Consider the following 25,647-nt stretch of genomic DNA (forward strand, 5'->3'; position numbering starts at 1 on the left):
GGTTGGCCGCAGGTCGGGCCCGCGGCGGTCCTGGTGTTACTGGGCGGCTTTGATGGCCGATGCCAGTTGGGCGCTGGCCTTGGCCGGGTCAGCGCTCTTGTCGTTCATGAAGTTGGTCACCACATCGAAGATCGCGCCTTGCACAGCCAGGGAAGTGGCCATGTTGTGCGCCATGCTCGGTTGCAGGCCGCCGGTCTTCTCGTCAGCCAGGAAGTCCTTGGCCGACGCCTGGGCGCAGGAGTCGAAGCCCGCCGCGCTCATGTCATTGAGCATGTCGGTGCGCACCGGGATCGAACCTTTGTTGATGCTGAAGACCTTCTGGAAGTCTTTACCCAGCGCGACCTTGGCCAGGTCTTGCTGAGCGGCGATATCGCCGGTGCGATCAGCCTTGAGCTTGAACACCGCCAGAGAGTCGATGTTGTAGGTGAAGGCTTTTTCAGTGCCAGGGAACGGCACGCACTGATAGTCCTTGCCCGCTACCTTGTGGGCGGCGGTCCATTCGCTCTTGGCCCAGTCACCCATCATCTGCATGCCGGCCTTGCCGTTGATCACGTCGGCGGCAGCGATGTTCCAGTCACGGCCCGCGCGGTTGGGGTCCATGTAGCCGGTGAGTTTTTTCAGCTCGGTGAAGGACTTGACCATTTCCGGGCCGGACAGGGTTTTCTGGTCCAGATCGACCAGGGCTTTCTTGTAGCCCTCAGGGCCCATGACCGAGAGCACCACGTCTTCAAACACGGTGCTGTCCTGCCAAGGCTGACCACCGTGGGCCAGGGCAATGAAGCCCGCAGCTTTCAGTTTGTCGCCAGCGGCATAGAACTCTTCGAGGGTGGTCGGGGCTTTGTCGATACCGGCTTTCTTGAAGACCGTCGGGTTGATCCACAGCCAGTTGACGCGGTGAATGTTCACCGGAACGGCGACGTAATCGCCTTCGTATTTGACGGTATCGGAGACTTTCTTCGAGAGCAGGCCGTCCCAGTTTTCAGCTTTGGAAACGCCTTTCAGCGCATCGGTGCTGAGCAGGCCAGTGCTGCCCCACTCCTGGATATCCGGACCTTTGATTTGCGCGACGCCTGGCGGATTACCCGCTACGGCGCGGCTTTTGAGTACGGTCATGGCCGTAGCGCCACCACCGCCGGCGACTGCACCGTCCTTCCAGGTGAAGCCGTCTTTTTCGACTTGAGCCTTGAGGACATCGACCGCTGCTTTTTCACCACCCGAAGTCCACCAGTGCACGACTTCCACGGAACCTTTGGAATCGGCGGCAAGGGCGCTGAGAGGAAATGCAGTCAGGGGAAACAGCGTGGCAAGAGAAACGACAGTGGCGAGGCGAGAAATCGCATTCATCTAGCAGTACCTTTCTTGTTGTTATGCATGCAAGTCTGGTGCTTGCGCTGCAAACGAGTTTAAACAGCGTAGATCGCTTGGCAGGTAACGAAGCGACGGCAAAATGTCACTGCATGGTTACATAAGTGCCGAACTAGAGCCTTGAGCTAATGCGCTGGCCATGCTCGGTGCCAACGGCAAGCGTGGAATCAACACTGCTTGCCAGGCGTGATAGAGGTCTGGCTTGCCGCCCCAGATCTGCGCGCTCGGGCGGTTTTGCGGGTCGAGTTCGTGGTGCCAGCTGCCGTGAATCCGGTCGATCAGGCTGCGGTCGCTGAACTCCCAGAAACGCCGGTACCAGGTTTCGTATTGCGCCTCACCGGTGCGCTTGAGCAAGGCACTGGCGGCGGCACTGGCTTCGCAATGAACCCAGTGCAAACGCTGGCGCACGACCGGGCGATTGTCCCAGTCGAGGGTGTAGACAATGCCTGGCGCGCCATCGACGTCCCATCCGTGAAGGCAGTTGTTGGCGAAGAGTTGTTGCGCGTCGCTCACCAGCCAACCGGGGGTTAACATCCCGGCCTGCCCGCGCGCAGCCTCCAGGTGCAACAGCAGTCGTGACCATTCGAAACCATGGCCCGGCGTGATGCCGTACGGTCGGAAGCCATCAGCCGGATTGGCCTGGTTGTAGTCGCGCAACGGTTGCCAATCGCGATCAAAATGCTCGACCACCAAATAGTCGTTGGCCGCTGCGTGCCGGTGAATCACCCGTTCGACAATCCGCAAGGCACGGTTCAACCAACGGCTGTCCTGCGTGACATCGGCCAGCGCGAGAAAGGCTTCGGTGGCGTGCATGTTGCTGTTGGCACCGCGATAGGGTTCCTCTTCGCTCCAGTCGCGATTAAAGGATTCGCGCATCGCGCCCTCCTCTTCGCTCCAGAAATGCTGCTCGATAATCGCGATGGCATCGTTGAGCAACGCCTCTGCACCGGGCCTTTGGGCAATCACCTCAGAACTCGCCGCGAGTGCCACGAAAGCATGCAGATAAGCGGCCTTGCCGGTATCGCCATCACGGTGATCGGGCGCCGCAAACCAGCCACCGAACTCGGCGTCACGCAGCGGGCCATTGAGGGCATTGATGCCGTGATCCACCAGCTCGGCAAACCCCGGCAAGCCTTGGATGTGGGCCATGGCGAAGCTGTGGGTCATGCGGGCGGTGTTCATGGTGTGGGCCTGGGCGTCAGCCGGTAATTGGCCGTGTTCGTCCAGGTTGCCGAAGCCTTCAGGCAGCTTCGATGCCTTGGCGAAAGCCAGCAGGCGCAAGCCTTCGTCGGCCAGCCATTGCTGATGGGCAGGTGCTTTCAGCCAACTGCTGAAAGCAGGTGGGGTGGTGTTCATGGGGTGCCTTTTTTTGTTGTTATGACTGGGAAGAGTCTAAACAACGGGCGGTGGCGGGCAGGTAACGAAGGGGGTCGGGTATGTCACTGACTTGTGACACTTACTAAAAGTGACGTGCTGAATGGTCGGACGCTTTCGCGAGCAAGCCCGCTCCCACACTTGACCGTGTCGAACACAGATTGTGTGTACGCCGAAAATCCAATGTGGGAGCGGGCTTGCTCGCGAAGAACGATAACGCGGTGTCTCTAATCAGCACTCCGAGGCAACTGCAACGTCACCCGCAGTCCGCCCTCGCGCAAATTCTGCAGGCTGACTTCTCCACCATGGCTATGGGCGATATTGCGCGCAATGCCCAACCCCAACCCGTAACCCTGCTGCTGTCCGGCCAGACGAAAATGCGGCTCGAACACTTGCTCCAGTCGCTGCTCAGGCACGCCCGGGCCTTCGTCGTCGACGTGCAAGATAAACGCGCTGTCATCATCATCGATGTGCAGATGGGCGTTCTGCCCGTACTTGAGGGCGTTGTCGATCAGGTTCCCAATACAGCGCTTGAGCGCCAGCGGCTTACCCGGATACGGCGCCAACGCCCGGCCTTGCTGGGTTACGCGACCATTGCCGTTGGGCGCCAGGTAAGGCTCGACCAGGCAATCGAGTACATGATTGAGGTCCACCGGCTCGATGTTTTCGTGAATGTCGGTGTCCTTGACGCATTGCAGCGCGCCTTTGACCAGCAACTCCAGCTCATCCAGATCACGCCCGAACTTGGCTTGCAGCCGCTCGTCTTCCAGCAACTCGACCCGCAGGCGCAGACGCGTGATGGGGGTGCGCAAGTCATGGGAAATCGCACTGAACAACTGGCTGCGTTCCGTCAGGTAGCGACTGATGCGCTCGCGCATGGCGTTAAATGCCCGGCCGACTTCGACCACTTCACTGCCACCGCCCTCGGCCACCGGCTCCACTTCGGCGCCCAGCGACATGTCCCGTGCGGCCCGCGCCAGACGCTTGAGCGGCCGGCTCTGCCAATGCACCAACAGGCCAATAAACAACAACAGAAAACCGCTGGTGAGCACGATAAACCAGACCTGCTGCGACGGCAGGCCCTGCTCTTCCAGACTGGTATAGGGCTCGGGCAACAGCGACGCGATGTACAGCCATTCGCCCTGGGCCAGTTTGATTTGGGTGACCAGCACTGGTGGATTGACTGGCTCCAGGGTCAACGCGTAGTGCGCCCAGGACCTCGGCAATTCGTCGAGTTTCAAACCGCCATTGAAGATCCGCAGATCGTCCGGGCTGACGAATTGCACGGAGATATTGGTGTCCGCGCCCAGCGATTCGCGCAACACGTCATCCACCGCAGCCAACACTGCTTGTTTGCGCGGGGTCGGCGGCAACAGCTGCATTTCCAGCGGTTTGTCGTTGAGCGTCACCACGAAACGGGTGCCGCCCATGCTGCGCAACTGGTCGAGAACCAGCGGCCGGTACGCCACCGGCAAGGAACGAAAGTAACTGACGCTGGCGGTCATCGAATGCGCCAGGCTGCGAGCTGCGGTGACCAGCCCTTCCAACTGCGTGGCACGCAATTGCGAGACCCAGATCACGCTCGACAGCGTCTGCGCGAACAACACCGCGAGCAGAGTCAGCAGCAACATCCGCCCAAGCAGCGAACGCGGCACCGGCACCCGCCGTATCAGGCGAGTGAAAAACTCAGTGGCCATTGCTGGCGACTACATTGGCGGCCAGTTGATAACCGCTGCCGCGCACGGTGCGGATCAGGCGAGGAGGTTTGTCGGTATCGCGCAGACGCTGGCGCAAACGACTGACGGCCATGTCGACGATGCGATCGAGTGGCATCAGGTCGCGGCCACGGGTGGCATTGCCGATGGTGTCGCGGTCGAGGATTTCCTGCGGGTGATCGAGGAAGAGTTTCAGCAGCGCGAAATCGGCGCCGGAGAGAATCACCTCTTCGCCATCGGTGTGGAACAGCCGGTGGCTGACCATGTCCAGCCGCCATTCATCGAAGGCCAACACCTCGCCGCCAGAGCGCTCCTGACCGAATTGGGCACGTCGTAGCAAGGCTTTGATTCGCGCCTGCAACTCACGAGGGCTGAAGGGTTTACCAAGGTAATCGTCGGCGCCGAGTTCCAGGCCAATGACCCGGTCGGCCTCGTCGGAACTGGCGGTGAGCATGATGATCGGCACCTGGGCCTGACGCGGGTGCTGGCGAATCCAGCGGCACAGGCTGAAGCCGTCTTCGTCGGGCAACATCACATCAAGGATCACCAGATCACTCGGCGCCTCGTTCAGCGCCTGGCGAAAGCCGGCGCCGTCGGGCGTGGTCCGCACCTGAAACCCTGCGCGGCTGAGGTAGGTGTCCAGCAACTCGCGTATCTCTTGATCGTCATCGACCAACAAAATCGACTTGTTGACTGAGCTCACGGGGCGGCATCCTTGTTGTTAGTGTTGGGGCGGATTATGCCTTAAGAAAATCTAATGACGTGCGAGCATTTGTGGCGAGGGGGCTTGCCCCCGTTGGAGCGCATAGCGGTCCCAAAACAGTCGCTGCGGTTTGCCTGAATAAACGCGGCAACTGCATTTACGGCTGCTACGCAGCCGAACGGGGGCAAGCCCCCTCGCCACAGGTATCAAGCCTGTTCCAGTGCCACTCCCGCGCCGGTCAAACCGGAATACGGTGCGGTCACCAGCCAGACCGGAATGCCCTTGAAGTACTCACTCATGCAGCCCTTGTCAGCGAAGCAGCGGGCAAAACCGCTCTTGAGAAAGAAATCGGCAAACCGTGGAATCACCCCGCCGACGATGTAGACACCGCCACGCCCACCGACGGTCAGCACGTTGTTGCCGGCCACCCGACCGAGCCAGCAGCAGAACTGCTCAAGCACTTCCACGGCAATCGGGTCGCCTGCAAGGCCGGCGGCAGTGATGGCTTCCGGGGTATCGAGCACAGGTTCATGCCCGTCGACAGCACAGATCGCCCGGTAGACGCGCGGCAAACCGCCGCCGCTCAGCGCTGTTTCGGCACTGACGTGACCGATCTCGTTGTAGATGTGTTGCCACAGTTGGGTTTCTCGCGGACTGCTCAGCGGCAGGTCGACATGTCCACCCTCCCCTGGCAATGCGGCCCAACGGCCTTCACCAAGATCCAGCAAGGTGCCGACCCCAAGGCCAGTACCGGGACCGATCACCACGGCCGGGCGCAATGGCTCCGGCGTGCCTTCGCAGACCACCCGGAACTCGCCTGGTTGCAGGCGCGTCATGCCCAGCGCCATGGCCGAAAAATCGTTGACCAGCAATAGCCGGTCGACCTGCAAGGTCTGGCAAAAGGCCTTGCGGCTCAGCCGCCAGTGGTTGTTGGTAAAACGAAACTCGTCACCGCTGACCGGGCCGGCTACCGACAAGCAGACCGCGCCTATCGAACCGGGCGCCAGGCCGAGGCCGCTCAGGTAGACGCCGATGGCGTCTTCCGGGCAGGCATAGTCGGCCGTCGCCAGCACCTGGATCGACTCCAGTTGCTGGTCTTTCCACAACGCAAAACGCGCATTGGTTCCACCAATGTCACCGACCAGCGCTAGTTTCACTTAAGGGTCTCCAGGGCAGAGGTAAAGGCGCTGGCGCCCTGCTCTGCCGAGCTGAAGGCCATGCGCATGAAGCCAAACAACTCGCGACCGCAACCAATGCCGTTGTCCAGCAGGCCTTTGGCCGGTGTGCGAGCGGCAAATTCATCGGCGTCCACCAACAGCTGCAAGGTGCCTTTGACGCCATCGACGCGGATGATATCGCCCTCTTGCACGCGAGCCAAAGCACCACCGACAAAGGCTTCCGGGCTGACGTGAATCGCCGCCGGGATTTTCCCCGACGCGCCGGACATCCGCCCGTCAGTCACCAGCGCAACCTTGAAGCCGCGGTCCTGCAACACGCCAAGGAACGGCGTCATCTTGTGCAGTTCCGGCATGCCGTTGGAGCGCGGGCCCTGGAAGCGCATCACCGCGACAAAGTCCTTCTCCAACAGGCCGGCCTTGAACGCATCGGCCAGGTCCTGCTGATCCTGGAAGACCATCGCCGGTGCTTCGACCACTTGATGTTGCGGTGCCACGGCCGAGACTTTCATCACCCCGCGACCGAGGTTGCCTTCCATCACCCGCAGGCCGCCTTCTGGCGAGAACGCACGGGCGACCGGACGCAGGATGTTTTCATCGAGGCTTTCGATCGGACCTTCGCGCCAGACCAGCTCACCGTTTTCCAGGAACGGTTCCTGGGTGTAGCGGCTCAGGCCATGGCCGGCCACGGTGTTGACGTCTTCGTGGAGCAGACCGGCTTCCAGCAGTTCGCGGATCAGGAACGACATGCCGCCCGCGGCCTGGAAGTGGTTGATGTCGGCCTTGCCGTTCGGGTAGACGTGGCTCAGGGTCGGCACCACCTCGGAGAGGTCGGCCATGTCCTGCCAGGTCAGTTGAATACCGGCCGCCATGGCGATGGCCGGCATGTGCAGGGTGTGGTTGGTCGAGCCGCCGGTGGCGTGCAGCGCAACAATCGAGTTGACCAGTGAACGCTCGTCGACGATTTCGCCGATCGGCATGAAGTTGCCGCTTTGCTTGGTCAGGCGGGTGATCTGGTGCGCAGCTTCACGGGTCAGGGCATCACGCAACGGGGTGTTCGGGTTGACGAAGGACGCGCCCGGCAAGTGCAGGCCCATGACTTCCATCAGCAACTGGTTGGTGTTGGCGGTGCCGTAGAAGGTACAGGTGCCAGGGCTGTGGTAGGACTTCATTTCCGACTCCAGCAGCTCTTCGCGGCTGGCCTTGCCTTCGGCGTAGCGCTGGCGCACGTCGGCTTTTTCCTTGTTGGAAATGCCCGACACCATCGGCCCACCCGGAACGAAAATCGTCGGCAGATGACCGAAACGCAGCGCGCCCATCATCAGGCCCGGCACGATCTTGTCGCAGATGCCGAGCATCATTGCCGCGTCGAACATGTTGTGCGACAGCGCGACAGCGGTCGACATCGCGATCACTTCACGACTGGCAATGCCCAGTTCCATGCCCGGCTCGCCTTGGGTCACGCCGTCACACATGGCCGGCACGCCGCCGGCGAACTGGCCGACCGAACCGATCTCGCGCAATGCGTGTTTGATTTGTTCCGGGTAGTGCTCGTACGGCTGATGCGCCGAGAGCATGTCGTTATATGACGAAACAATCGCCACGTTGGCGGCGTTCATCATCCGCAAGCTTTGCTTGTCTTCGGTGCCACATCCGGCCACGCCGTGGGCGAAGTTGGCGCATTGCAGCTTGCCGCGCATCGGGCCATCGCTGGCGGCGCCGCGAATCAGTGCAAGGTAGGCCTCACGGGTAGCGCGGCTACGGGTGACAAGCCGTTCAGTGACCTCAAGTACGCGGGGATGCATGTGTAGAACTCCAGGCTAACGGATGTGGCGACCTGTTCGTGTCTATGCTGATCAAGAGGCATCGACGCGTGACGCGCTGACGGTTTTCTTGACCACTCGGACCAGTTGATTCAGGTCACTCGTTGTAGATAAAACAAAATATTGCCACTAAAAAGGCTTGTTTTCTATTTTTTTGCGAATAATCTTGTAATTCCAACAACAAATATGACGAAGGCGCTTTTCATATGACTCTACGAATTGCAATCAATGGTTTTGGCCGCATTGGCCGCAATGTCCTTCGCGCACTGTATACCCAAGGCTACCGTCAGGATTTACAGATCGTCGCCATCAACGATTTGGGCGATAGCTCGATGAACGCCCACCTGCTCAAGTACGACACCGTGCACGGCACCTTCGATGCCGATGTGCAGCACGATCAGGAAAGCCTGACCGTCAACGGCGACCGGATTTCGGTCAGCGCCATTCGCAACCCGGCCGAATTGCCGTGGGCTGCCGAGAAGGTCGACGTCGTGTTCGAATGCACCGGTCTGTTCACCGACCGTGCCAAAGCCGCTGCCCATATTAGCGCTGGCGCGCGCAAAGTGATTATCTCGGCCCCGGCCAAAGGCGCCGACGCCACCGTGGTGTACGGGGTCAACCACGACATCCTGCGCCAATCGCATCAGATCATTTCCAATGCGTCGTGCACCACCAACTGCCTGGCCCCGGTGGCTCAGGTGTTGCACCGCGAGCTGGGCATCGAAAGCGGTCTGATGACCACCATCCACGCCTACACCAATGACCAGCATCTTACCGATGTCTACCACGTCGACCCGTACCGTGCGCGTTCGGCCACCCAGAACATGATCCCGAGCAAGACTGGCGCCGCCGAAGCGGTGGGCCTGGTGCTGCCGGAACTGGCTGGCAAACTGACCGGCATGTCGGTGCGCGTGCCGGTGATCAACGTGTCGCTGGTGGACCTGACCGTGCAGCTCAAGCGCGAAGCCAGCGCTGGCGAGGTCAACGCATTGCTCAAAGAAGCCAGCCAGCACTCGAAGATCCTTGGTTACAACACCCTGCCGCTGGTTTCCAGCGACTTCAACCACAACCCGCTGTCGTCGATTTTCGATGCCAATCACACCAAGTCCAGCGGCAAGCTGCTCAAGGTGCTGGCCTGGTACGACAACGAATGGGGCTTCTCCAACCGCATGCTCGATAACTGCCTCGCCCTGTGCAACGCCGAATAAGGCCGGTTACCCGTGGAGCAGCCGATGATCGGTATCAGCTTTACCCAAAAAACCATGGCGGCGCGCAAACGCATCGCCCTGGTTGCCCATGACAACTGCAAAGTGTTCTTGCTGGACTGGGCCGAGCGGCAGAAGGACAAGCTCGCCCAACACGAGCTTGTGGCCACCGGCACCACCGGGATGCTGTTGAGCAAACGCCTGGGGCTGCCCGTTGAAAGCATGATCAGCGGCCCGTTGGGTGGCGACCAACAACTGGGGGCGCGAATCGCCGAGCAGCGGGTCGACATGCTGGTGTTCTTCTGGGACCCGTTCGAGCCGCAACCTCACGATCCGGACATCAAGGCATTACTGCGGGTCGCGGCGGTCTGGAACATTCCAGTGGCCTGCAATGAATGCAGCGCCGATTACCTGCTCAGCAGCCCGCTGATGGATCAACCGCACGCGTACCGGATCCCCGATTACCCGGCGTACCTGCAAGGCCGCAAATAATTCTCACCGGTAGCGCTTGACCTTTCAGGTAGATGATAAGCATTATCATTCACTTGAAATGGATCAGGTCCTACTGTGAGTCAATCGCGCTTCAACCATGTCTTCCTCGCGCAGCGAGTCTCGCTGCTGCGGACCCTGGAGCGGATGGTCAATAACCACAGCACCGCCGAGGACCTCTTGCAGGAAACCTACCTGCGAGTGGCCCGCGCGTTGAGTGAACGGGCCATCGATCACCTCGAACCTTTCGTGTTTCAAACCGCCCGCAACCTGGCGCTGGACCATTTGCGCGCACGGCGCATTCAGTCCCGAACGATGCTCGAAGACGTTCCGCTGGACGTCGTGCAAAGCATCGCGGCGCCGCTCAGCAGTGCCGAGGACGCCGCCCATGCCGAACAGTTGCTCGAACGCTTGAACATCAGCCTCAGCCAACTCAGCCCGCGCCAACAGCAGATCTTCATCCTCAGCCGCCTGCACGGGCACAGCTATCTGGAGATCGCCGAACAGCTCAGCGTGTCCTTGAGCACCGTGCAAAAAGACCTGAAGCTGATCATGGCAATCTGCGTCGGTGTCGCTGATCGCCTCAACGAGCACTGAGTCTGCCAGCCATTATTTTGCACAACGACGTCATGACTCAGGCTTTGCTACCCTTAGCCGTCGTTTGCACTCCCCCTATCAAAAACCAGCCGCGCGCAGACGCAGCCGAGGAACACCCGTGACGGACAGCCCACCTTCCCACCCGCCACTCCCGGCGCGGGACTCAGCCAGCACCAGCGCCATGGACCAGGCGCTGGACTGGCTGATCGTGCTGGACAGTCCGAGCGAGCAACAAAGCCGCGAATTCCACGACTGGCTTGCCGCCGACCCGCGCAACGCCGAAGCATTCGCCAAGGCCCAGGCGATCTGGGACGGGCCGCAGGTCGCGCAAGCCGCGCTGGGTTTGAGCACGACCAAACGCAAGGTCTCAAAACTTGAGCGCCTGCGCCCGCACTGGAAACCACTGGCCATGGCGGCAGTGTTGATCCTCGGGCTGTTCAGCTTCAGCAACCTGCCAATGCGGATTCAGGCAGATCATCTGACCGTGGTCGGCGAGCGTCAGCGCCTGCAACTGGAGGATGGTTCAAAAGTCCTGCTCAATACCAATTCGGCGTTCTCCAGCACCATCAACGAACAGCAGCGCATTGCCCGCCTGTATCAGGGCGAGGCCTATTTCGAGGTGGCGGCCAATCGCGGCCTGCCACTGGAAATCGACGCCGGCCCGGTCACGGCCAGCGTGCGCGACACCACGTTCGCCGTGCGTTACCTGGACGGCATTGCGCAGGTTCGCGTGCAACGCGGCGACGTCGACTTGCGCACCACCCACAGCAACGCCCGCGTGCGCCTGAGCGCGGGCGAAAGCATTCGTATCGGCCCTAATGGCTTCGATCAACCGGCCAGACTCGACCCGGCGACCGATCTGGCCTGGGTCCAGGGCCGACTGGTGTTTGAAAACTGCCCATTGAGCCAAGTGCTGGCCGAGTTGCGCCGCTACTACCCAGGCTGGATCATCAACACCAATGAACAGTTGGCCAACGTCGCGGTGACCGGCAATTACCGTCTCGACCAACCGCTGGACGTGGTGCGCTCGCTGGCCCACATCACCTCGGCCAGGCTTGAGGAATTTCCGGCACTGGTGATCCTGAACTAAATGAGAATTATTTTTACTCGATAGCGCTTCATCGTTCGTCTCGTTATAGCCAATGCAATTGATTCGCATCTTTGATGCGGATCTGCACCTATAAGATTCGTGCGACACGGAGCGCTATCGATGTCCTCTCGCCTTACCCGCCGGTCCTCTTCACCTTCCTGCGTGCTGTCCCTGCTGACTGCCGCCATTCTGTTGGCCGGCACGGCACCGGTCATGGCCGCCACCGTCGAACAACCGAGCCGCAACATGGGCGACTACTCGTTCGCCATTCCCCAGCAGCCACTGGTGTCGGCACTCAATGCCTTTACCGCCGTAACCGGTTGGCAGGTCGGCTTGCCGGCTGAACTGGCCGAAGGCGTTGCCTCGCCGGGCGTACACGGCTCGCTGCCCCCGGAAAAAGCCCTCGATCGCCTGTTGGTGGGGACCAACCTGAGCTATCGCAAACTGGGCAATCACAACATCGTGCTGGAAAAACGCAGTGTCGGCGGCACCCTCGCCCTGCAACAGATGACCATCAGCGCCACCCGTCAGGAACAGAGCATCGACAGCGTGCCGAGCACCGTGACCGTTCATACTCGCGAAGAGCTGGACCACGACAACGTCAACACCATCAAGGAACTGGTGCGCTACGAACCGGGTGTTTCGGTCGGCGGCACCGGCACCCGTGGCGGCATCAGCGGCTACAACATTCGCGGTATCGACGGTGACCGGGTCCTGACCCAGGTCGATGGCGTCGAAGTGCCCAACGGTTTCTTCAACGGTCCGTACGCCAAGACCCAGCGCAACTACGTCGACCCGGAAATCATCAAACGCGTGGAAATCCTCCGCGGCCCGGCGTCGGTGCTCTACGGCAGCAACGCCATTGGCGGCGCGGTCAGCTACTTCACCCTCGACCCGGACGACATCATCAAGCCCGGCAAAGACGTCGGCGCCCGCCTGAAAACCGGCTACAACTCTGCTGATGACAGCTGGCTCAAATCCGCCAGCGTCGCCGGGCGCGCCGAGCAGTTCGACGGCTTGCTGCACTTCAGTCAGCGTGATGGTCACGAAACCGAATCCTTCGGCAGCAACAACGGCACGGGGCTCAATCGCACCGCAGCTAACCCGGAAGACGTGCGCACCACCAACGTGCTGGCCAAAGCCGGCTGGAATTACGCCGATGACGCACGCCTGGGCCTGACCTACGAGAAGTACAAGGACGACCGCGACACCGACCAGCGAAGCGCCGTCGGTGGCCCGTTCAACAATGGCCAGCCAATGGGCATGTACCGCTCGCGCACTGGCAACGACACCATCACCCGCGAACGCTTCGGCCTGGAAAACAGCTTCGCCCTCGACTCCTTGCTGGTCGATCACCTCAAGTGGAGCCTGAACTACCAGATCGCCAAGACCGATCAGAGCACCCTGGAAAACTACTTCCCATTCAGCCGCAATGTGATGCGCAGCCGCGAAACCCTCTATGAAGAAAAGCAGTGGGTATTCGACGCACAGCTCGATAAGGCCTTCAACATCGGTGAAACCGACCATTTGCTGACCTACGGCACCACCATCAAGCAAGAGAAAGTCAGCGGTTCGCGTAGCGGCAGCGGAACCTGCCTGGCCGTTGGCCGTGGTTGCACAGCGATCGGCGCGATCAGTCCTAGCGATGTGCTAAAGAAGTCCAGCGACTTCCCGGACCCGACCATCAACACCTACAGCCTGTTCGCCCAGGATCAGATCCGCTGGAACAAATGGACCTTCCTGCCGGGCCTGCGCTACGACTACACCCAGCTCAAGCCGCACATCACCCAGGAATTCCTCAACACCGTGGCCGCCGACGGCAAAGGCTCGGTCAGCGACGAGAACAAAACCTGGCATCGCGTGTCGCCCAAGTTCGGCCTGACCTACGCCCTGACCGACAACTACACTTGGTACGGTCAGTACGCCGAAGGTTTCCGCACCCCGACCGCCAAGGCGCTGTATGGCCGTTTCGAAAACACCACCACCGGCTACCGCGTGGAGCCGAACCCGAATCTGGGGCCGGAAAAAAGCCAGAGCTACGAGACCGGTCTGCGCGGCATCTTCGAGTCCGGTCACTTCGATGTAGCGGTGTTCTATAACAAGTATCGCGACTTCATCAACGAAGACGCCGTCACCCCGGGCTACAACGAGCTGACGTTCCAGAGCAACAACATCAAGCACGCGACCATCAAGGGCGTTGAGCTCAAAGGCCGCCTGAACCTCGACACCTTCGGCGCACCGCAAGGCCTCTACACCCGGGGTTCGGTGGCTTATGCCCACGGTCGCAACAACGACACCGGCGAGCCGCTCAACGCGGTCAACCCGCTGACCGGCGTGTTCGGCCTGGGTTACGACCAGGACAACTACGGTGCCTTGCTCAGCTGGACCCTGGTGCAGAAGAAAAACCTCGTCGACAGCAGCAGCTTCAAGTCGCCGGATGGCGTCAGCAGCCAGTTCAAGACGCCGGGCTATGGCGTGGTCGACCTGAGCGGTTTCTACAAAGTGACCGACGACGTCACCGTCAGCGCTGGCGTGTACAACCTGGCCGACAAGAAATACTGGCAGTGGGACAACGTGCGCGGTTACGACAGCGTCGGTGAAGCCGCCGTGCTCAGCCCGGCCAACCTTGATCGCCTGACCGAGCCCGGCCGCAACTTCGCGATCAACCTGATCTGGGACATCTGATCCAGTCGGGCCTCACTGCGCTTTCAGACCATAGCGCAGTGAGGATTTTTTACGCTGTCGCGTCGTCTGGTTCGTCCAGTTACAACGCGCCTTTCATTCTCAAGGACCTCTTCATGACCGCTGCCCACACCTCTGAACGCCCGAGCCTGCGCTCGCAACGCCTGAACCAGATCACTAATGAGCCACACAGCAAGCTCGACGCGCTGGTGAAAGCTCATGCACCGTTCGAAACCCAAGCCAACTTCGCCCGCTTCGTGGTTGCCCAGTACCTGTTCCAGTCAGAACTGGTGTCGCTGTACAACGATGCCGAGCTGATCGCCATCGTCCCGGACCTGCCGCAGCGTTGCCGTGCCGACGCCGCCAAGGCTGACCTGGCTGACCTGGAAACCGACGTCCCGGCCCCGGTGGCCGGTGCCGTGAAAAACCCGGGCAAGGCCGAAGCCCTGGGCTGGATCTTCGTCTCCGAAGGGTCGAAACTCGGTGCCGCGTTCCTGATCAAGCGTGCCGTTAGCCTGGGTTTGAGCGAAACCTTTGGTGCCCGTCACCTGGGAGAACCTGCCGGTGGCCGCGCCGAAGGCTGGAAACGCTTCGTCAAAACCCTCGACGGTCTTGAGTTCAGTGCCGAAGAAGAAGCCACAGTCGAAAAAGGCGCCATCGACGCCTTCAACCGCTTCACCGTGCTGCTGGAACAGGCTTACGCTGCAACTCCTGAATTGGCATGACCTAAATGCGATCCTGTGGGAGCGAGCAAGCCCGCTCCCACAGTTTTGAACTATGATCGTGCTCTCTTCCGGAGGGCCTTCGATGACTGATTTCCTGACGTCCATTCAAGCCGCGCTCGGCTTGCCCGCTACTGCGATCACCTTTACCTCCAAAGGCGCCCTGCCCTCGACGTTTGCCGTGACGGACCTCGCCAGCGCCAGCATCGCGGCTGCCGGCCAGGCCGCCAGCGAATTGCTCCGGCAACAGACCGGTCGGTTACCGGCCCTTGAAGTCGACCGTCGTCTCGCCTCCTTCTGGTTTGCCACATCGATCCGCCCGATCGGCTGGAACGTGCCACCGTTGTGGGACTCCATCGCAGGGGACTACGCGACCCAGGACGGCTGGATTCGCCTGCACACCAATGCCCCCCATCACCGCAGTGCCGCCGAGCAGGTGCTGGGACACTGCTTTGATCGTAGCGCGATGGCCGCCAAGGTCGCTCAATGGAGCAAAAGAGATCTGGAACACGCGATAGTCGAGGCTGGTGGTTGCGCCGCTGAAATGCGCTCATGGCCACAATGGCAGTCCCACCCTCAAGGGTTGGCGGTCAACGCCGAGCCACTGATTGATTTTTCCGCCGGCAACAGCGAACGCTCGAAAGCCTGGCAAGGTTCGGTCGCACAACCGCTGGCGGGCATCAAGGTGCTGGACCTGACCCGCGTCCTCGCCGGGCCCGTTGCCAGCCGCTTCCTTGCGGGATTGGGTGCCGATGTGCTGCGCATTGATCCTGCGCAGTGGAACGAACCGGGTGTGATTCCGGAAGTCACCTTGGGTAAACGCTGCGCCCGCCTCGACCTGCACAACAGCGTCGATCGCGGGGTATTCGAAAGCCTGCTCAAGGACGCCGACATCCTGCTCCACGGTTACCGCGCCAACGCCCTCGAACGCCTCGGCTACGGCACCGCCGAACGGCAGGAACTCGCCCCGGGCCTGATCGACGTTTGCCTCAATGCGTACGGCTGGAGCGGTCCCTGGCAAAACCGCCGGGGCTTCGACAGCCTGGTGCAAATGAGCAGCGGCATCGCCGAGGCCGGGATGGAGTGGAAGCAGGCGGACAAACCGACACCCTTGCCGGTTCAGGCGCTGGACCACGCCACCGGTTACCTGATGGCGGCCAGTGCGATCAAGTTGTTGGCTGAGCGGTTGAGTAGCGGACGCAGTGGCTCGGCACGATTGTCTCTGGCGCGCACGGCAAAGTTGCTGGTTGAACAGGGTCCGGGGACGGATGAGGCGTTGCAGGCCGAAGATGGCAGCGATCAGGGAATGGTGATTGAACAGACACCCTGGGGCCCGGCGCATCGGTTGCATGTACCGCTGAAAATTACCGGCACGCCGTTGCAGTGGGCCATTCCGGCCGGGGAATTGGGGTCACATCGGGCGCGATGGTGAGCCCCCATGATCGTTCCCACCGGAACGTGGGAACGATCAATCGATGCGAACCAACGACGTCCACAATACCTGCGCCGCATACGCCCGACACGGTCGCCAAGCCTCGGCACGGGCCAACAACTCGCGCGGCGTCACCGGCCCGCCTTCCAGCGCCGCCAGCGCGTTGATCAATCCCACATCGCCTGACGGAAACGCATCCATCTCGCGCATCTGTCGCAACGCGATGTACTGCGCCGTCCAGTCGCCAATCCCCCACAATGCCAGCAATCGCGCAATACCGTCGTCCCGACCCGGTTCAAACAACAAGGGATCGTCAAGCAATGCCTGCGCCACGCCAGACAGCGTCCGCCCACGGCTTTTCGGCATTCCCAACGTTGCCAGATCCGCTGTCGCCAGCACCGCCGCTTGAGGAAACACATGAGTCAATCCTGACAGCGGCGCAGACAACGGTTCGCCATACTGCGCCACCAACTTACCCGCCAGCTTGATCGCGGCGCCGACCGTGATCTGCTGGCCCAGCACCGCACGTATCGCCAGTTCGAGCCCGTCCCAGGTCCCCGGTACCCGTAAGCCAGGACGCTCGGCAATCAACCTTGCCATCAACGGATCAACCGCCAGTTGCTGGTGGATATGCGGCAAGTCCGCGTCCAGATCGAACATCCGCCGCAACCGCGTAATGATCTCGGGCACGACTGACGCATCGGGGAAGCACAGCCTCACCTCCAGCGCATTATCAGTCGCTGGCGTAATCGAGAACGTGCCGTGCACACCGTTCAGGCTGATGCTGCGTGAGTACACACCATCGACCACCGACTCCATCCCGGCAATCGCCCGCGCCGACAAAAAGCCGAGCATCGCCGGCCAGTCATAAGGCGGCTGATAGTCGAGCAACAACCTCACAGCAACCGCCCGCCAAGTCGAAGCGTTTGCGCCGGTTGCGACATCCTTACCTCTCATCTCGAGTCGACTGTTTGTCATGTTTTGAAACCATAACAAGTGTTCAATTCATTAAATAGGCAACGTGGCATGACGTTAATAAAATAACGGCAAAAAACAATGCTTATTCAGAATGCTCTCATCTATGCCATGAAGGCACTTTGCCGGTTTTGTGGGGCATTCCAGATACATAAATTCTGTACTGAAAACAGATGCGCAAAATTTGCGCATTCTGAAAAAACAACTAGCTTCAAGGCTCGCAGCTATTAGCAGCCATCCCCGGTTAATTTATAAAAAGCCCTCTGGAACAGGCTTCTTGTGGCACATACGCTCTATTCAGGAAGTATTTACACATCAGTCATTAACAATGGAATGTGGCCATCAACTGATCCAGATCAGCTGTCCTGTCAGCGAGCGGATTTAGAGTGTGGCCTCTCTTCTCCGACAATGGAGTCATGCATGTCTGAATCTTCCGGAAAACTACGACTCGGCGCCTTAGTCGCCCTGGTAGTAGGTTCCATGATTGGGGGCGGGATATTCTCTTTGCCACAAAACATGGCCGCCAGTGCCGATGTCGGCGCAGTGCTGATTGGTTGGGCCATTACGGCCGTGGGCATGTTGACCCTGGCGTTCGTCTTCCAGACCCTCGCCAACCGCAAGCCTGACCTTGATGGCGGTGTCTACGCCTACGCCAAGGCCGGTTTCGGCGACTACATGGGTTTCTCGTCCGCCTGGGGTTACTGGATCAGTGCCTGGCTGGGCAACGTCGGCTATTTCGTTCTGCTGTTCAGCACCTTGGGCTATTTCTTCCCGATCTTCGGTGAAGGCAACACTGTGGCGGCGGTGATTGGCGCTTCGCTGCTGCTGTGGGCCGTGCACTTTCTGGTGCTGCGCGGGATCAAGGAAGCGGCGTTCATCAACCTGGTGACCACGGTCACCAAAGTCGTGCCACTGGTGCTGTTCGTCTTGATCGCGATCTTCGCCTTCAAACTCGACATCTTTACCGCCGACATCTGGGGCCTGAAAAACCCTGATCTGGGTAGCGTAATGAACCAGGTGCGCAACATGATGCTGGTCACCGTCTGGGTGTTCATCGGCATCGAAGGCGCGAGCATCTTTTCGGCCCGGGCGGAAAAACGTTCGGACGTCGGTAAAGCCACCGTCATTGGCTTCATCACCGTGCTGTTGTTCCTGATGCTGGTGAACGTGCTGTCACTGGGCATCATGACTCAACCGGCGTTGGCCAAACTGCAAAACCCATCGATGGCTGCCGTACTCGAGCACGTCGTCGGTCACTGGGGCGCAGTGCTGATCAGTGTCGGCCTGGTCATCTCGTTGCTGGGTGCATTGCTGTCGTGGGTGCTGCTGTGTGCGGAGATCATGTTCGCCGCCGCCAAAGACCACACCATGCCGGAGTTCCTGCGTAAGGAAAACTCCAAACAGGTACCGGTCAATGCCTTATGGCTGACCAACGTCATGGTGCAGATTTTCCTGATTATCACCCTGTTCTCGGCCAGTACTTACCTGTCGCTGATCTACCTCGCCACCTCGATGATTCTGGTGCCTTACCTGTGGTCGGCGGCCTACGCCCTGCTGCTGGCGGTGCGCGGCGAGAGCTACGAAAACGCCCTGGCCGAACGCAAGAAAGACCTGGTCATCGGCGCCATCGCGCTGATCTATGCGATCTGGCTGCTGTATGCAGGCGGCATCAAATACCTGCTGCTGTCCGCCCTGCTCTATGCCCCCGGCGCAATCCTGTTCGCCAAGGCCAAGCGCGAGTTGGGCAAAGCGGTTTTCACCAACGTCGAGAAGCTGATTTTCACCGCGGTAGTCATTGGCGCCCTGGTGGCGGCCTATGGACTCTACGACGGCTTCCTGACCCTGTAGCACCTGAACCACTCGACTGTTTTGTTATCTGGAGGATCTGAAATGACCACGGAAAAAGTGAAGTACGGCGTACATTCCGAAGCCGGCAAACTGCGCAAAGTCATGGTGTGCTCCCCCGGTCTGGCTCACCAGCGGCTAACCCCGAACAACTGCGACGAACTGCTTTTCGATGATGTGCTGTGGGTGGCCCAGGCCAAGCGTGACCATTTCGACTTCGTCACCAAAATGCGCGAGCGCGATATCGACGTGCTGGAAATGCACAACCTGCTGACCGACATCGTCGCCAACCCGGAAGCGCTGGACTGGATTCTGCAACGCAAGATCACCGCCAACTCGGTGGGTGTCGGCCTGGTCCACGAAGTCGACGCCTGGTTGCGCAGCCTCGAGCCGCGCAAGATCGCCGAATTCCTGATTGGCGGCGTGTCGGCCGATGACCTGCCCAACAGCTTCGGTGGCAAGACCATCGAAATGTTCCGCGACTTCCTCGGCCACTCCAGCTTCATTCTGCCGCCGCTGCCGAACACCCAGTTCACCCGCGACACCACCTGCTGGATCTATGGCGGCGTCACGCTGAACCCGATGCACTGGCCGGCGCGCCGTCAGGAAACCCTGCTGGCCAGCGCCATCTACAAATTCCATCCGGAGTTCACCAACGCCGACTTCCAGGTCTGGTACGGCGACCCGGATCAGGAGCACGGCAACGCCACGCTGGAAGGCGGCGATGTGATGCCCATCGGTAACGGCGTGGTGTTGATCGGCATGGGCGAACGCACGTCCCGTCAGGCCATCGGTCAACTGGCGCTGAACCTGTTCAAGCACAAAGCGGTCGAGCGGGTAATCGTTGCCGGCCTGCCGAAATCCCGCGCGGCGATGCACCTGGACACGGTGTTCAGCTTCTGCGACCGCGACCTGGTGACGATCTTCCCGGAAGTGGTCAGCCAGATTGTGGCCTTCACCCTGCGCCCTGACGAAAGCAAACCGGGCGGTATCGATATCCGCCGCGAAGAAACCAGCTTCCTCGACACCGTGGCCGCCGCGCTCAACCTCAAGGCCCTGCGCGTCGTCGAAACCGGCGGCAACAGCTTCGCCGCCGAACGCGAACAGTGGGACGACGGCAACAACGTGGTGGCCTTGGAACCTGGCGTGGTAATCGGCTACGACCGCAATACCTACACCAACACCTTGCTGCGCAAGGCCGGGGTCGAGGTCATCACCATCAGCGCCAGCGAACTCGGCCGTGGCCGTGGCGGCGGCCACTGCATGACCTGCCCGATCATCCGCGACCCGATCGACTATTAACCTTCAAACCAGGGCCAGCGCTTATAAAGCGCCGGCCTTGGGGATAACCGAAATCCAAGGAGATCCACATCATGGCTTTCAACATGCGTAATCGCAGCCTGCTCTCGCTGATGCACCACACCAATCGCGAGTTGCACTACCTGCTGGACCTGTCCCGCGACCTGAAACGTGCCAAGTACACTGGCACCGAACAGCCGCACCTCAAAGGCAAGAACATCGCGCTGATCTTTGAAAAAACCTCGACCCGCACCCGTTGCGCCTTCGAAGTCGCGGCCCATGACCAAGGAGCTCACGTCACCTACATCGACCCGGTGTCGTCGCAGATCGGCCACAAGGAAAGCATGAAAGACACCGCCCGCGTTCTCGGACGGATGTTCGATGCCATCGAGTACCGCGGCTTCGAACAGGAAATCGTCGAAGAGCTGGCCACGTTCGCTGGCGTGCCGGTGTTCAACGGCCTGACCGCCGAGTTCCATCCAACGCAAATGATCGCCGACACCCTGACCATGCGCGAGCACAGCGACAAGCCGCTGCATGACATCAGCTACGCCTACCTTGGTGATGCGCGCTACAACATGGGCAATTCGCTGCTGATGATCGGCGCCAAACTCGGCATGGACGTACGCATCGGCGCACCGAAAGCGCTGTGGCCCCATCAGGACTTCATCGATCAGTGCAAAGCCTTCGCAGAAGAAAGCGGCGCACGCATTACCATCACCGAAGACCCTGCCGAAGCGGTCAAGGGTGTGGACTTCATTCATACCGACATCTGGGTGTCGATGGGTGAGCCGGTCGAAGCGTGGGACGAGCGCATCGAACAACTGCTGCCGTACCAGGTCAACGCTAAAATGATGAAAGCCTCGGGCAATCCCCGGGTGAAATTCATGCATTGCCTGCCGGCGTTCCACAACAGCGAAACCAAGGTCGGCAAGGACATTGCGGCGCGCTACCCGCACCTGGCCAACGGCGTTGAGGTGACTGAAGAAGTATTCGAATCGCCCGCCAACATCGCCTTCGAGCAAGCGGAAAACCGCATGCACACCATCAAGGCGATCCTGGTCTCGGCGCTGGCGGATATTTAACGATCAACACGGTTTCCCTGTCGGAACCGGCCTGAATGTGGGAGCGGGCTTGCTCGCGAAAGCGGTGTATCAGTCGACATCAATGGTGCATGTCAGTCCGTCTTCGCGAGCAAGCCCGCTCCCCCATTGACCGTGTTCCGACAGGGGGAACCGCGTCGCTCGCAACTTCTCTGATTAGAAGGATTGCATTATGCGTATCGTCGTTGCACTGGGCGGTAACGCCCTGCTCCGCCGTGGTGAGCCCATGACCGCGGACAATCAACGCGGCAATATCCGCGTCGCCACGGAACAGATCGCCAAGATCCATCCCGGCAATCAACTGGTGATCGCCCACGGCAATGGCCCGCAAATCGGTCTGCTGTCGTTGCAAGCGGCCGCCTACACCTCTGTCAGCCCTTATCCGCTGGACGTGCTGGGTGCTGAAACCGATGGGATGATCGGCTACATCATCGAACAGGAACTGGGCAATCTGCTGGACTTCGAAGTGCCCTTCGCGACCCTGCTGACCCAAGTCGAAGTCGACCCCAATGACCCGGCGTTCCAACACCCGAGCAAGCCCATCGGCCCGGTCTATTCCAAGGCCGAAGCAGAAAAGCTCGCCGCCGAAAAAGGTTGGGCCATCGCCCCGGACGGCGACAAGTTCCGTCGCGTGGTGGCCAGCCCGAAACCCAAGCGCATCTTCGAAATCCGCCCGGTCAAGTGGCTGCTGGAAAAAGGCAGCATCGTGATCTGCGCAGGCGGTGGCGGCATTCCGACGATGTACGACGAGCACCGCAAGCTCAAGGGCGTGGAAGCGGTGATCGATAAAGACCTGTGCTCGGCGCTGCTGGCCGAACAACTGGAAAGTGACTTGCTGGTGATCGCCACCGACGTCAACGCCGCGTTTATCGACTTTGGCAAGCCGACCCAGAAAGCCATCGCCCGGGCCCACCCGGACGACATCGAAAAACTCGATTTTGCCGCCGGCTCCATGGGGCCGAAGGTCCAGGCTGCCTGCGAGTTCGCCCGCAACACTGGCAAAGTCGCGGTGATCGGTTCACTCTCGGACATCGAAGCGATCGTCCAGGGTAGGGCCGGCACCCGAATCAGCACGGCTGAACCTGGTATCACTTACCTGTAAATCCAACCGGGCAGGACTTGAACCTGCCCCGTTTCAACGCCTTTGAAGGAGATGTCCATGGCCATATTTGAGCCCGGTCACTTGCACATCGAGCGCCATGCACTGAACAAGGACGACTTCAGCTACAACCTGTGCATCGACTATGCGATCGCCACCGACCCCAAGGAAGGTATAGGCATGCTTTTCACGGTGCATGGTTCGGTCGAGGGCAAGGACCTGAAGGAAGACTTCTTCCTGGCCAAAGACCAGGCCTTCGACTTTGCTCGACACGCCACGCGCATCGCACAGAAATACGGCATGCCCAAGACTGCCAACATCAGCTCGTTGCACAAGTACTACGACGAAATGTTCGAAGACGTACGCAAGCAGCTTGACGTGAAATCCGGTGATCCGGTGAAGCCTGAACACCTGTAATAACCCACACTTCCCTGTGGGAGCGGGCTTGCTCGCGAAAGCGGTGTCTCAGTCGCCATCAACGTTGAATGTCAGACCGCTTTCGCGAGCAAGCCCGCTCCCACATTGGTTCGGTGTTGAGGTGAAGTCCTGCGCAGGATTTCACCATTACCCCGCTCCAAGGCATACTTGCCACCCTCCGCACTCCAGAACACTGAACCGTCCCATGCGTATCCACGTCAGCTTCATCGACCGCGTCGGCATCACCCAGGAAGTCCTGGCCTTGCTCGGTGGGCGCAATCTCAACCTGGATGCGGTGGAAATGGTGCCGCCGAACGTTTACATCGATGCGCCGACCCTCAGCCCGCAAGTGCTCGAAGAACTGAGCGATGCGCTGTTCAATGTGCGCGGCGTGCAAGCGGTGACGGTGGTCGACATTCTTCCCGGCCAACGTCGGCACCTGCAACTCGATGCGCTGCTGGCGGCGATGACCGATCCGGTGCTGGCCCTCGATAGCGCCGGCAACGTGTTGCTGGCCAACCCGGCACTGATTGCCTTGTACGGCCGTGAACCGGCCGGGGAAAGCGTCGCCGAGTTGTTCAGCGATCCGGCGCTGCTGGACACGCTGCTGGAAAACGGCTTCCGCCTGCCTTTGCGCGAGATCACCGTCAACGGCCAGACCTTGCTGCTGGACGCTACGCCCATCACCGATGCCGGCGCCCTGCTGACTTTGTATCAACCCAACCGCATCGGTGAGCAACTCTCGGCGTTGCACCACGATCACGCCGAAGGTTTCGATGCGTTGCTCGGTGAGTCCCCGGCGATCCGCACCCTTAAGGCCCGTGCACAACGGGTGGCGGCACTTGATGCTCCGCTGCTGATCCAGGGTGAAACCGGCACCGGCAAAGAACTGGTGGCCCGCGCCTGCCATGCCATCAGCGCCCGACACAGCGCGCCGTTTCTGGCATTGAACTGCGCGGCACTCCCGGAGAACCTCGCCGAAAGCGAGCTGTTCGGCTACGCCCCCGGCGCCTTCACCGGCGCTCAGCGTGGCGGCAAGCCAGGCCTGATGGAACTGGCCAACCAAGGCACGGTGTTCCTCGACGAGATCGGCGAAATGTCGCCGTACTTGCAGGCCAAATTATTGCGTTTCCTCAACGACGGCAGCTTCCGTCGAGTTGGTGGCGATCGCGAGGTCAAGGTCAACGTGCGAATCCTCAGCGCCACCCACCGCAACCTGGAAAAAATGGTCAGCGAAGGCACGTTCCGTGAAGACCTGTTCTACCGCCTCAACGTGCTCAACGTAGAAGTCCCGCCACTGCGGGAACGCGGTCAGGACATCCTGTTGCTGGCGCGCTACTTCATGCAGCAGGCCTGCGCGCAGATCCAGCGCCCGGTCTGTCGTCTCGCGCCCGGCACGTATCCAGCCCTGCTCGGCAACCGCTGGCCGGGCAATGTGCGGCAATTGCAGAACGTGATCTTCCGCGCCGCGGCCATTTGCGAAAGCAGCCTGGTGGACATCGGCGACCTGGACATCGCCGGCACCTCGGTAGCGCGCGAAAGCGACGTGGATGTCGACAGCCTTGAGCAGGCCGTGGAAGCGTTCGAGAAAACCCTGTTGGAAAAGCTCTACGTCAACTACCCCTCGACCCGCCAACTGGCCAGCCGCCTGCAGACCTCGCACACCGCCATTGCCCATCGATTGCGCAAGTACGGGATTCCGGGCAAGGCCTGAACCTGACGCGGTCAAATGTGGGAGCGGGCTTGCTCGCGAAGAACGATAACGCGGTGTATCTGAATGACCGTGGCGCGCCATTCGCGAGCAAGCCCGCTCCCACAGGGATAGCCATGACTCCGCACCCCACTTCAAAAGCGACCTCCACCTGTACTGAATGCGCTACAGCGGAACGATTTCGCTACACACTCGATTAAACTGCGCTACGCAAGGCTTTGATCCCCATAGGCTTTTTTACACGCCTCAATCTGTAGCGATTTCGCTACAGTCGTGTTTTTCACCTCGCCCGCAATAATCATCAACCTATTGATTTATAACGAATAAAAAACGTTGGCCGCGTTCTTGCTACGTTCTTGTCAAGTCACTGAACATTCAGCTCTGCCCTGCACGAGCATTCAATCGCGTCCACCAGACGAATCTGGCCCCCTAGGAGTTTCCATGAGCGAGTTGCGTTTTACTGAAGATCACGAATGGCTGCGCACCGAAGCTGACGGCAGCGTTACGGTCGGCATCACCGCCTTCGCACAGAACGCCTTGGGCGACGTGGTTTTCGTACAACTGCCTGAGCTGCAGTCCTACGAACAAGGCGCTGAAGCAGCCACCGTGGAATCGGTAAAAGCTGCCAGCGGCGTGTACATGCCACTGAACGGTGACGTGCTGGAAGTGAACCCGGCGCTGGACAGCAGCCCTGAACTGGTCAACGAAGATCCGCTGGGCGAAGGCTGGTTCTTCCGCTTCAAGCCTACCGACGCCTCGGCTGTCGCCAATCTGCTGGATCAAGACGCTTACGACCGTCTGATCAAAGCCAACGCCGAAGCCTGAG

At 60.4% G+C, this 25,647-nt stretch carries 21 protein-coding genes; 14 read left to right on the top strand and 7 right to left on the bottom strand.

Going from position 1 to position 25,647, the window contains the following annotated elements:
* Positions 1–36 precede the first annotated feature (36 nt).
* The 6 genes from AC3WK5_RS08785 to edd form a co-directional block, all read right to left on the bottom strand.
* On the bottom strand, positions 37–1,344 hold the full coding sequence (locus AC3WK5_RS08785; protein ID WP_103314992.1) for an ABC transporter substrate-binding protein: 1,308 nt from the start codon (positions 1,342–1,344) through the stop codon (positions 37–39).
* Positions 1,345–1,461: 117 nt separating this feature from the next.
* Positions 1,462–2,721, bottom strand: a complete 1,260-nt coding sequence (locus tag AC3WK5_RS08790) for a D-mannose isomerase (protein WP_103314993.1) — start codon at positions 2,719–2,721, stop codon at positions 1,462–1,464.
* A gap of 245 nt (positions 2,722–2,966) precedes the next feature.
* Complete coding sequence (locus AC3WK5_RS08795) at positions 2,967–4,394, bottom strand: ATP-binding protein (protein WP_177474849.1); 1,428 nt, start codon at positions 4,392–4,394, stop codon at positions 2,967–2,969.
* A 31-nt stretch (positions 4,395–4,425) separates the two neighbouring features.
* Positions 4,426–5,157 (bottom strand): response regulator, encoded by a 732-nt coding sequence (locus AC3WK5_RS08800; RefSeq protein WP_103314995.1) that lies wholly within the window; start codon positions 5,155–5,157, stop codon positions 4,426–4,428.
* Between the two features lie 206 nt (positions 5,158–5,363).
* Positions 5,364–6,314, bottom strand: coding sequence for a glucokinase (locus AC3WK5_RS08805; RefSeq protein ID WP_054593687.1), 951 nt, complete (start codon positions 6,312–6,314; stop codon positions 5,364–5,366).
* On the bottom strand, positions 6,311–8,137 hold the full coding sequence (gene edd / locus AC3WK5_RS08810) for a phosphogluconate dehydratase (RefSeq protein ID WP_103314996.1): 1,827 nt from the start codon (positions 8,135–8,137) through the stop codon (positions 6,311–6,313). The genes AC3WK5_RS08805 and edd overlap by 4 nt, the downstream gene beginning before the upstream one ends.
* Positions 8,138–8,361: 224 nt before the next feature.
* On the opposite strand from edd, the gene gap reads away from it, so the two are divergent.
* The 7 genes from gap (at position 8,362) to AC3WK5_RS08845 (ending at position 16,372) form a co-directional block, all read left to right on the top strand.
* On the top strand, positions 8,362–9,363 hold the full coding sequence (gap, locus tag AC3WK5_RS08815) for a type I glyceraldehyde-3-phosphate dehydrogenase (protein WP_054593689.1): 1,002 nt from the start codon (positions 8,362–8,364) through the stop codon (positions 9,361–9,363).
* A 24-nt stretch (positions 9,364–9,387) separates the two neighbouring features.
* Positions 9,388–9,852, top strand: coding sequence for a methylglyoxal synthase (locus AC3WK5_RS08820; protein ID WP_103314997.1), 465 nt, complete (start codon positions 9,388–9,390; stop codon positions 9,850–9,852).
* 75 nt (positions 9,853–9,927) lie between these two features.
* Positions 9,928–10,446, top strand: a complete 519-nt coding sequence (locus AC3WK5_RS08825) for an RNA polymerase sigma factor (protein WP_103314998.1) — start codon at positions 9,928–9,930, stop codon at positions 10,444–10,446.
* A gap of 118 nt (positions 10,447–10,564) precedes the next feature.
* A complete protein-coding gene (locus AC3WK5_RS08830; RefSeq protein WP_103314999.1) occupies positions 10,565–11,536 on the top strand; it encodes a FecR family protein in 972 nt (323 codons plus the stop codon).
* Between the two features lie 120 nt (positions 11,537–11,656).
* Positions 11,657–14,221: a TonB-dependent receptor gene (locus AC3WK5_RS08835; RefSeq protein WP_103315000.1), complete on the top strand. Its 2,565-nt coding sequence runs from the start codon at positions 11,657–11,659 to the stop codon at positions 14,219–14,221.
* A 113-nt stretch (positions 14,222–14,334) separates the two neighbouring features.
* Positions 14,335–14,943, top strand: coding sequence for a biliverdin-producing heme oxygenase (locus AC3WK5_RS08840; RefSeq protein WP_103315001.1), 609 nt, complete (start codon positions 14,335–14,337; stop codon positions 14,941–14,943).
* 82 nt (positions 14,944–15,025) lie between these two features.
* Entirely contained in the window at positions 15,026–16,372 is a 1,347-nt protein-coding gene (locus tag AC3WK5_RS08845) for a CoA transferase (protein ID WP_103315002.1), read from the top strand.
* A 36-nt stretch (positions 16,373–16,408) separates the two neighbouring features.
* On the opposite strand, the gene AC3WK5_RS08850 is transcribed toward AC3WK5_RS08845, so the two are convergent.
* Positions 16,409–17,272: a DNA-3-methyladenine glycosylase family protein gene (locus AC3WK5_RS08850; protein WP_103315003.1), complete on the bottom strand. Its 864-nt coding sequence runs from the start codon at positions 17,270–17,272 to the stop codon at positions 16,409–16,411.
* A gap of 495 nt (positions 17,273–17,767) precedes the next feature.
* Here AC3WK5_RS08850 and arcD point away from each other — a divergent pair, with 495 nt between their 5' ends.
* From arcD to gcvH, 7 genes are all read left to right on the top strand, one after another.
* On the top strand, positions 17,768–19,195 hold the full coding sequence (arcD, locus tag AC3WK5_RS08855) for an arginine-ornithine antiporter (RefSeq protein ID WP_103315004.1): 1,428 nt from the start codon (positions 17,768–17,770) through the stop codon (positions 19,193–19,195).
* Between the two features lie 42 nt (positions 19,196–19,237).
* Positions 19,238–20,494 (top strand): arginine deiminase, encoded by a 1,257-nt coding sequence (arcA, locus tag AC3WK5_RS08860; protein WP_103315005.1) that lies wholly within the window; start codon positions 19,238–19,240, stop codon positions 20,492–20,494.
* A 71-nt stretch (positions 20,495–20,565) separates the two neighbouring features.
* Entirely contained in the window at positions 20,566–21,576 is a 1,011-nt protein-coding gene (locus AC3WK5_RS08865; RefSeq protein WP_054593697.1) for an ornithine carbamoyltransferase, read from the top strand.
* Positions 21,577–21,766: 190 nt separating this feature from the next.
* Complete coding sequence (gene arcC, locus AC3WK5_RS08870) at positions 21,767–22,696, top strand: carbamate kinase (protein ID WP_103315006.1); 930 nt, start codon at positions 21,767–21,769, stop codon at positions 22,694–22,696.
* Positions 22,697–22,753: 57 nt separating this feature from the next.
* Positions 22,754–23,110 carry a DUF5064 family protein gene (locus tag AC3WK5_RS08875; protein WP_054593699.1) on the top strand — a complete coding sequence of 119 codons (357 nt, stop codon included), beginning with the start codon at positions 22,754–22,756 and terminating at the stop codon, positions 23,108–23,110.
* 205 nt (positions 23,111–23,315) lie between these two features.
* The gene (gene gcsR / locus AC3WK5_RS08880) at positions 23,316–24,824 is read left to right on the top strand and encodes a transcriptional regulator GcsR (RefSeq protein ID WP_103315007.1); all 1,509 of its coding nucleotides are present in this window, start codon (positions 23,316–23,318) and stop codon (positions 24,822–24,824) included.
* A gap of 438 nt (positions 24,825–25,262) precedes the next feature.
* Positions 25,263–25,646: a glycine cleavage system protein GcvH gene (gcvH, locus tag AC3WK5_RS08885; RefSeq protein WP_103315009.1), complete on the top strand. Its 384-nt coding sequence runs from the start codon at positions 25,263–25,265 to the stop codon at positions 25,644–25,646.
* The last annotated feature ends 1 nt before the right edge of the window (position 25,647 follow it).

This window comes from Pseudomonas sp. FW306-02-D09B, from assembly GCF_058782685.1.

What these genes read in the sequence shown, in the direction of transcription:
- AC3WK5_RS08790 (WP_103314993.1), bottom strand. Translation starts at nt 2,721, where the DNA reads ATGAACACCACCCCACCTGCTTTCAGCAGTTGGCTGAAAGCACCTGCC.
- arcD (WP_103315004.1), top strand. Translation starts at nt 17,768, where the DNA reads ATGTCTGAATCTTCCGGAAAACTACGACTCGGCGCCTTAGTCGCCCTG.
- AC3WK5_RS08865 (WP_054593697.1), top strand. Translation starts at nt 20,566, where the DNA reads ATGGCTTTCAACATGCGTAATCGCAGCCTGCTCTCGCTGATGCACCAC.
- gcvH (WP_103315009.1), top strand. Translation starts at nt 25,263, where the DNA reads ATGAGCGAGTTGCGTTTTACTGAAGATCACGAATGGCTGCGCACCGAA.
- arcA (WP_103315005.1), top strand. Translation starts at nt 19,238, where the DNA reads ATGACCACGGAAAAAGTGAAGTACGGCGTACATTCCGAAGCCGGCAAA.
- arcC (WP_103315006.1), top strand. Translation starts at nt 21,767, where the DNA reads ATGCGTATCGTCGTTGCACTGGGCGGTAACGCCCTGCTCCGCCGTGGT.
- AC3WK5_RS08785 (WP_103314992.1), bottom strand. Translation starts at nt 1,344, where the DNA reads ATGAATGCGATTTCTCGCCTCGCCACTGTCGTTTCTCTTGCCACGCTG.
- AC3WK5_RS08835 (WP_103315000.1), top strand. Translation starts at nt 11,657, where the DNA reads ATGTCCTCTCGCCTTACCCGCCGGTCCTCTTCACCTTCCTGCGTGCTG.
- AC3WK5_RS08840 (WP_103315001.1), top strand. Translation starts at nt 14,335, where the DNA reads ATGACCGCTGCCCACACCTCTGAACGCCCGAGCCTGCGCTCGCAACGC.
- gcsR (WP_103315007.1), top strand. Translation starts at nt 23,316, where the DNA reads ATGCGTATCCACGTCAGCTTCATCGACCGCGTCGGCATCACCCAGGAA.
- AC3WK5_RS08820 (WP_103314997.1), top strand. Translation starts at nt 9,388, where the DNA reads ATGATCGGTATCAGCTTTACCCAAAAAACCATGGCGGCGCGCAAACGC.
- AC3WK5_RS08845 (WP_103315002.1), top strand. Translation starts at nt 15,026, where the DNA reads ATGACTGATTTCCTGACGTCCATTCAAGCCGCGCTCGGCTTGCCCGCT.
- AC3WK5_RS08875 (WP_054593699.1), top strand. Translation starts at nt 22,754, where the DNA reads ATGGCCATATTTGAGCCCGGTCACTTGCACATCGAGCGCCATGCACTG.
- edd (WP_103314996.1), bottom strand. Translation starts at nt 8,137, where the DNA reads ATGCATCCCCGCGTACTTGAGGTCACTGAACGGCTTGTCACCCGTAGC.
- gap (WP_054593689.1), top strand. Translation starts at nt 8,362, where the DNA reads ATGACTCTACGAATTGCAATCAATGGTTTTGGCCGCATTGGCCGCAAT.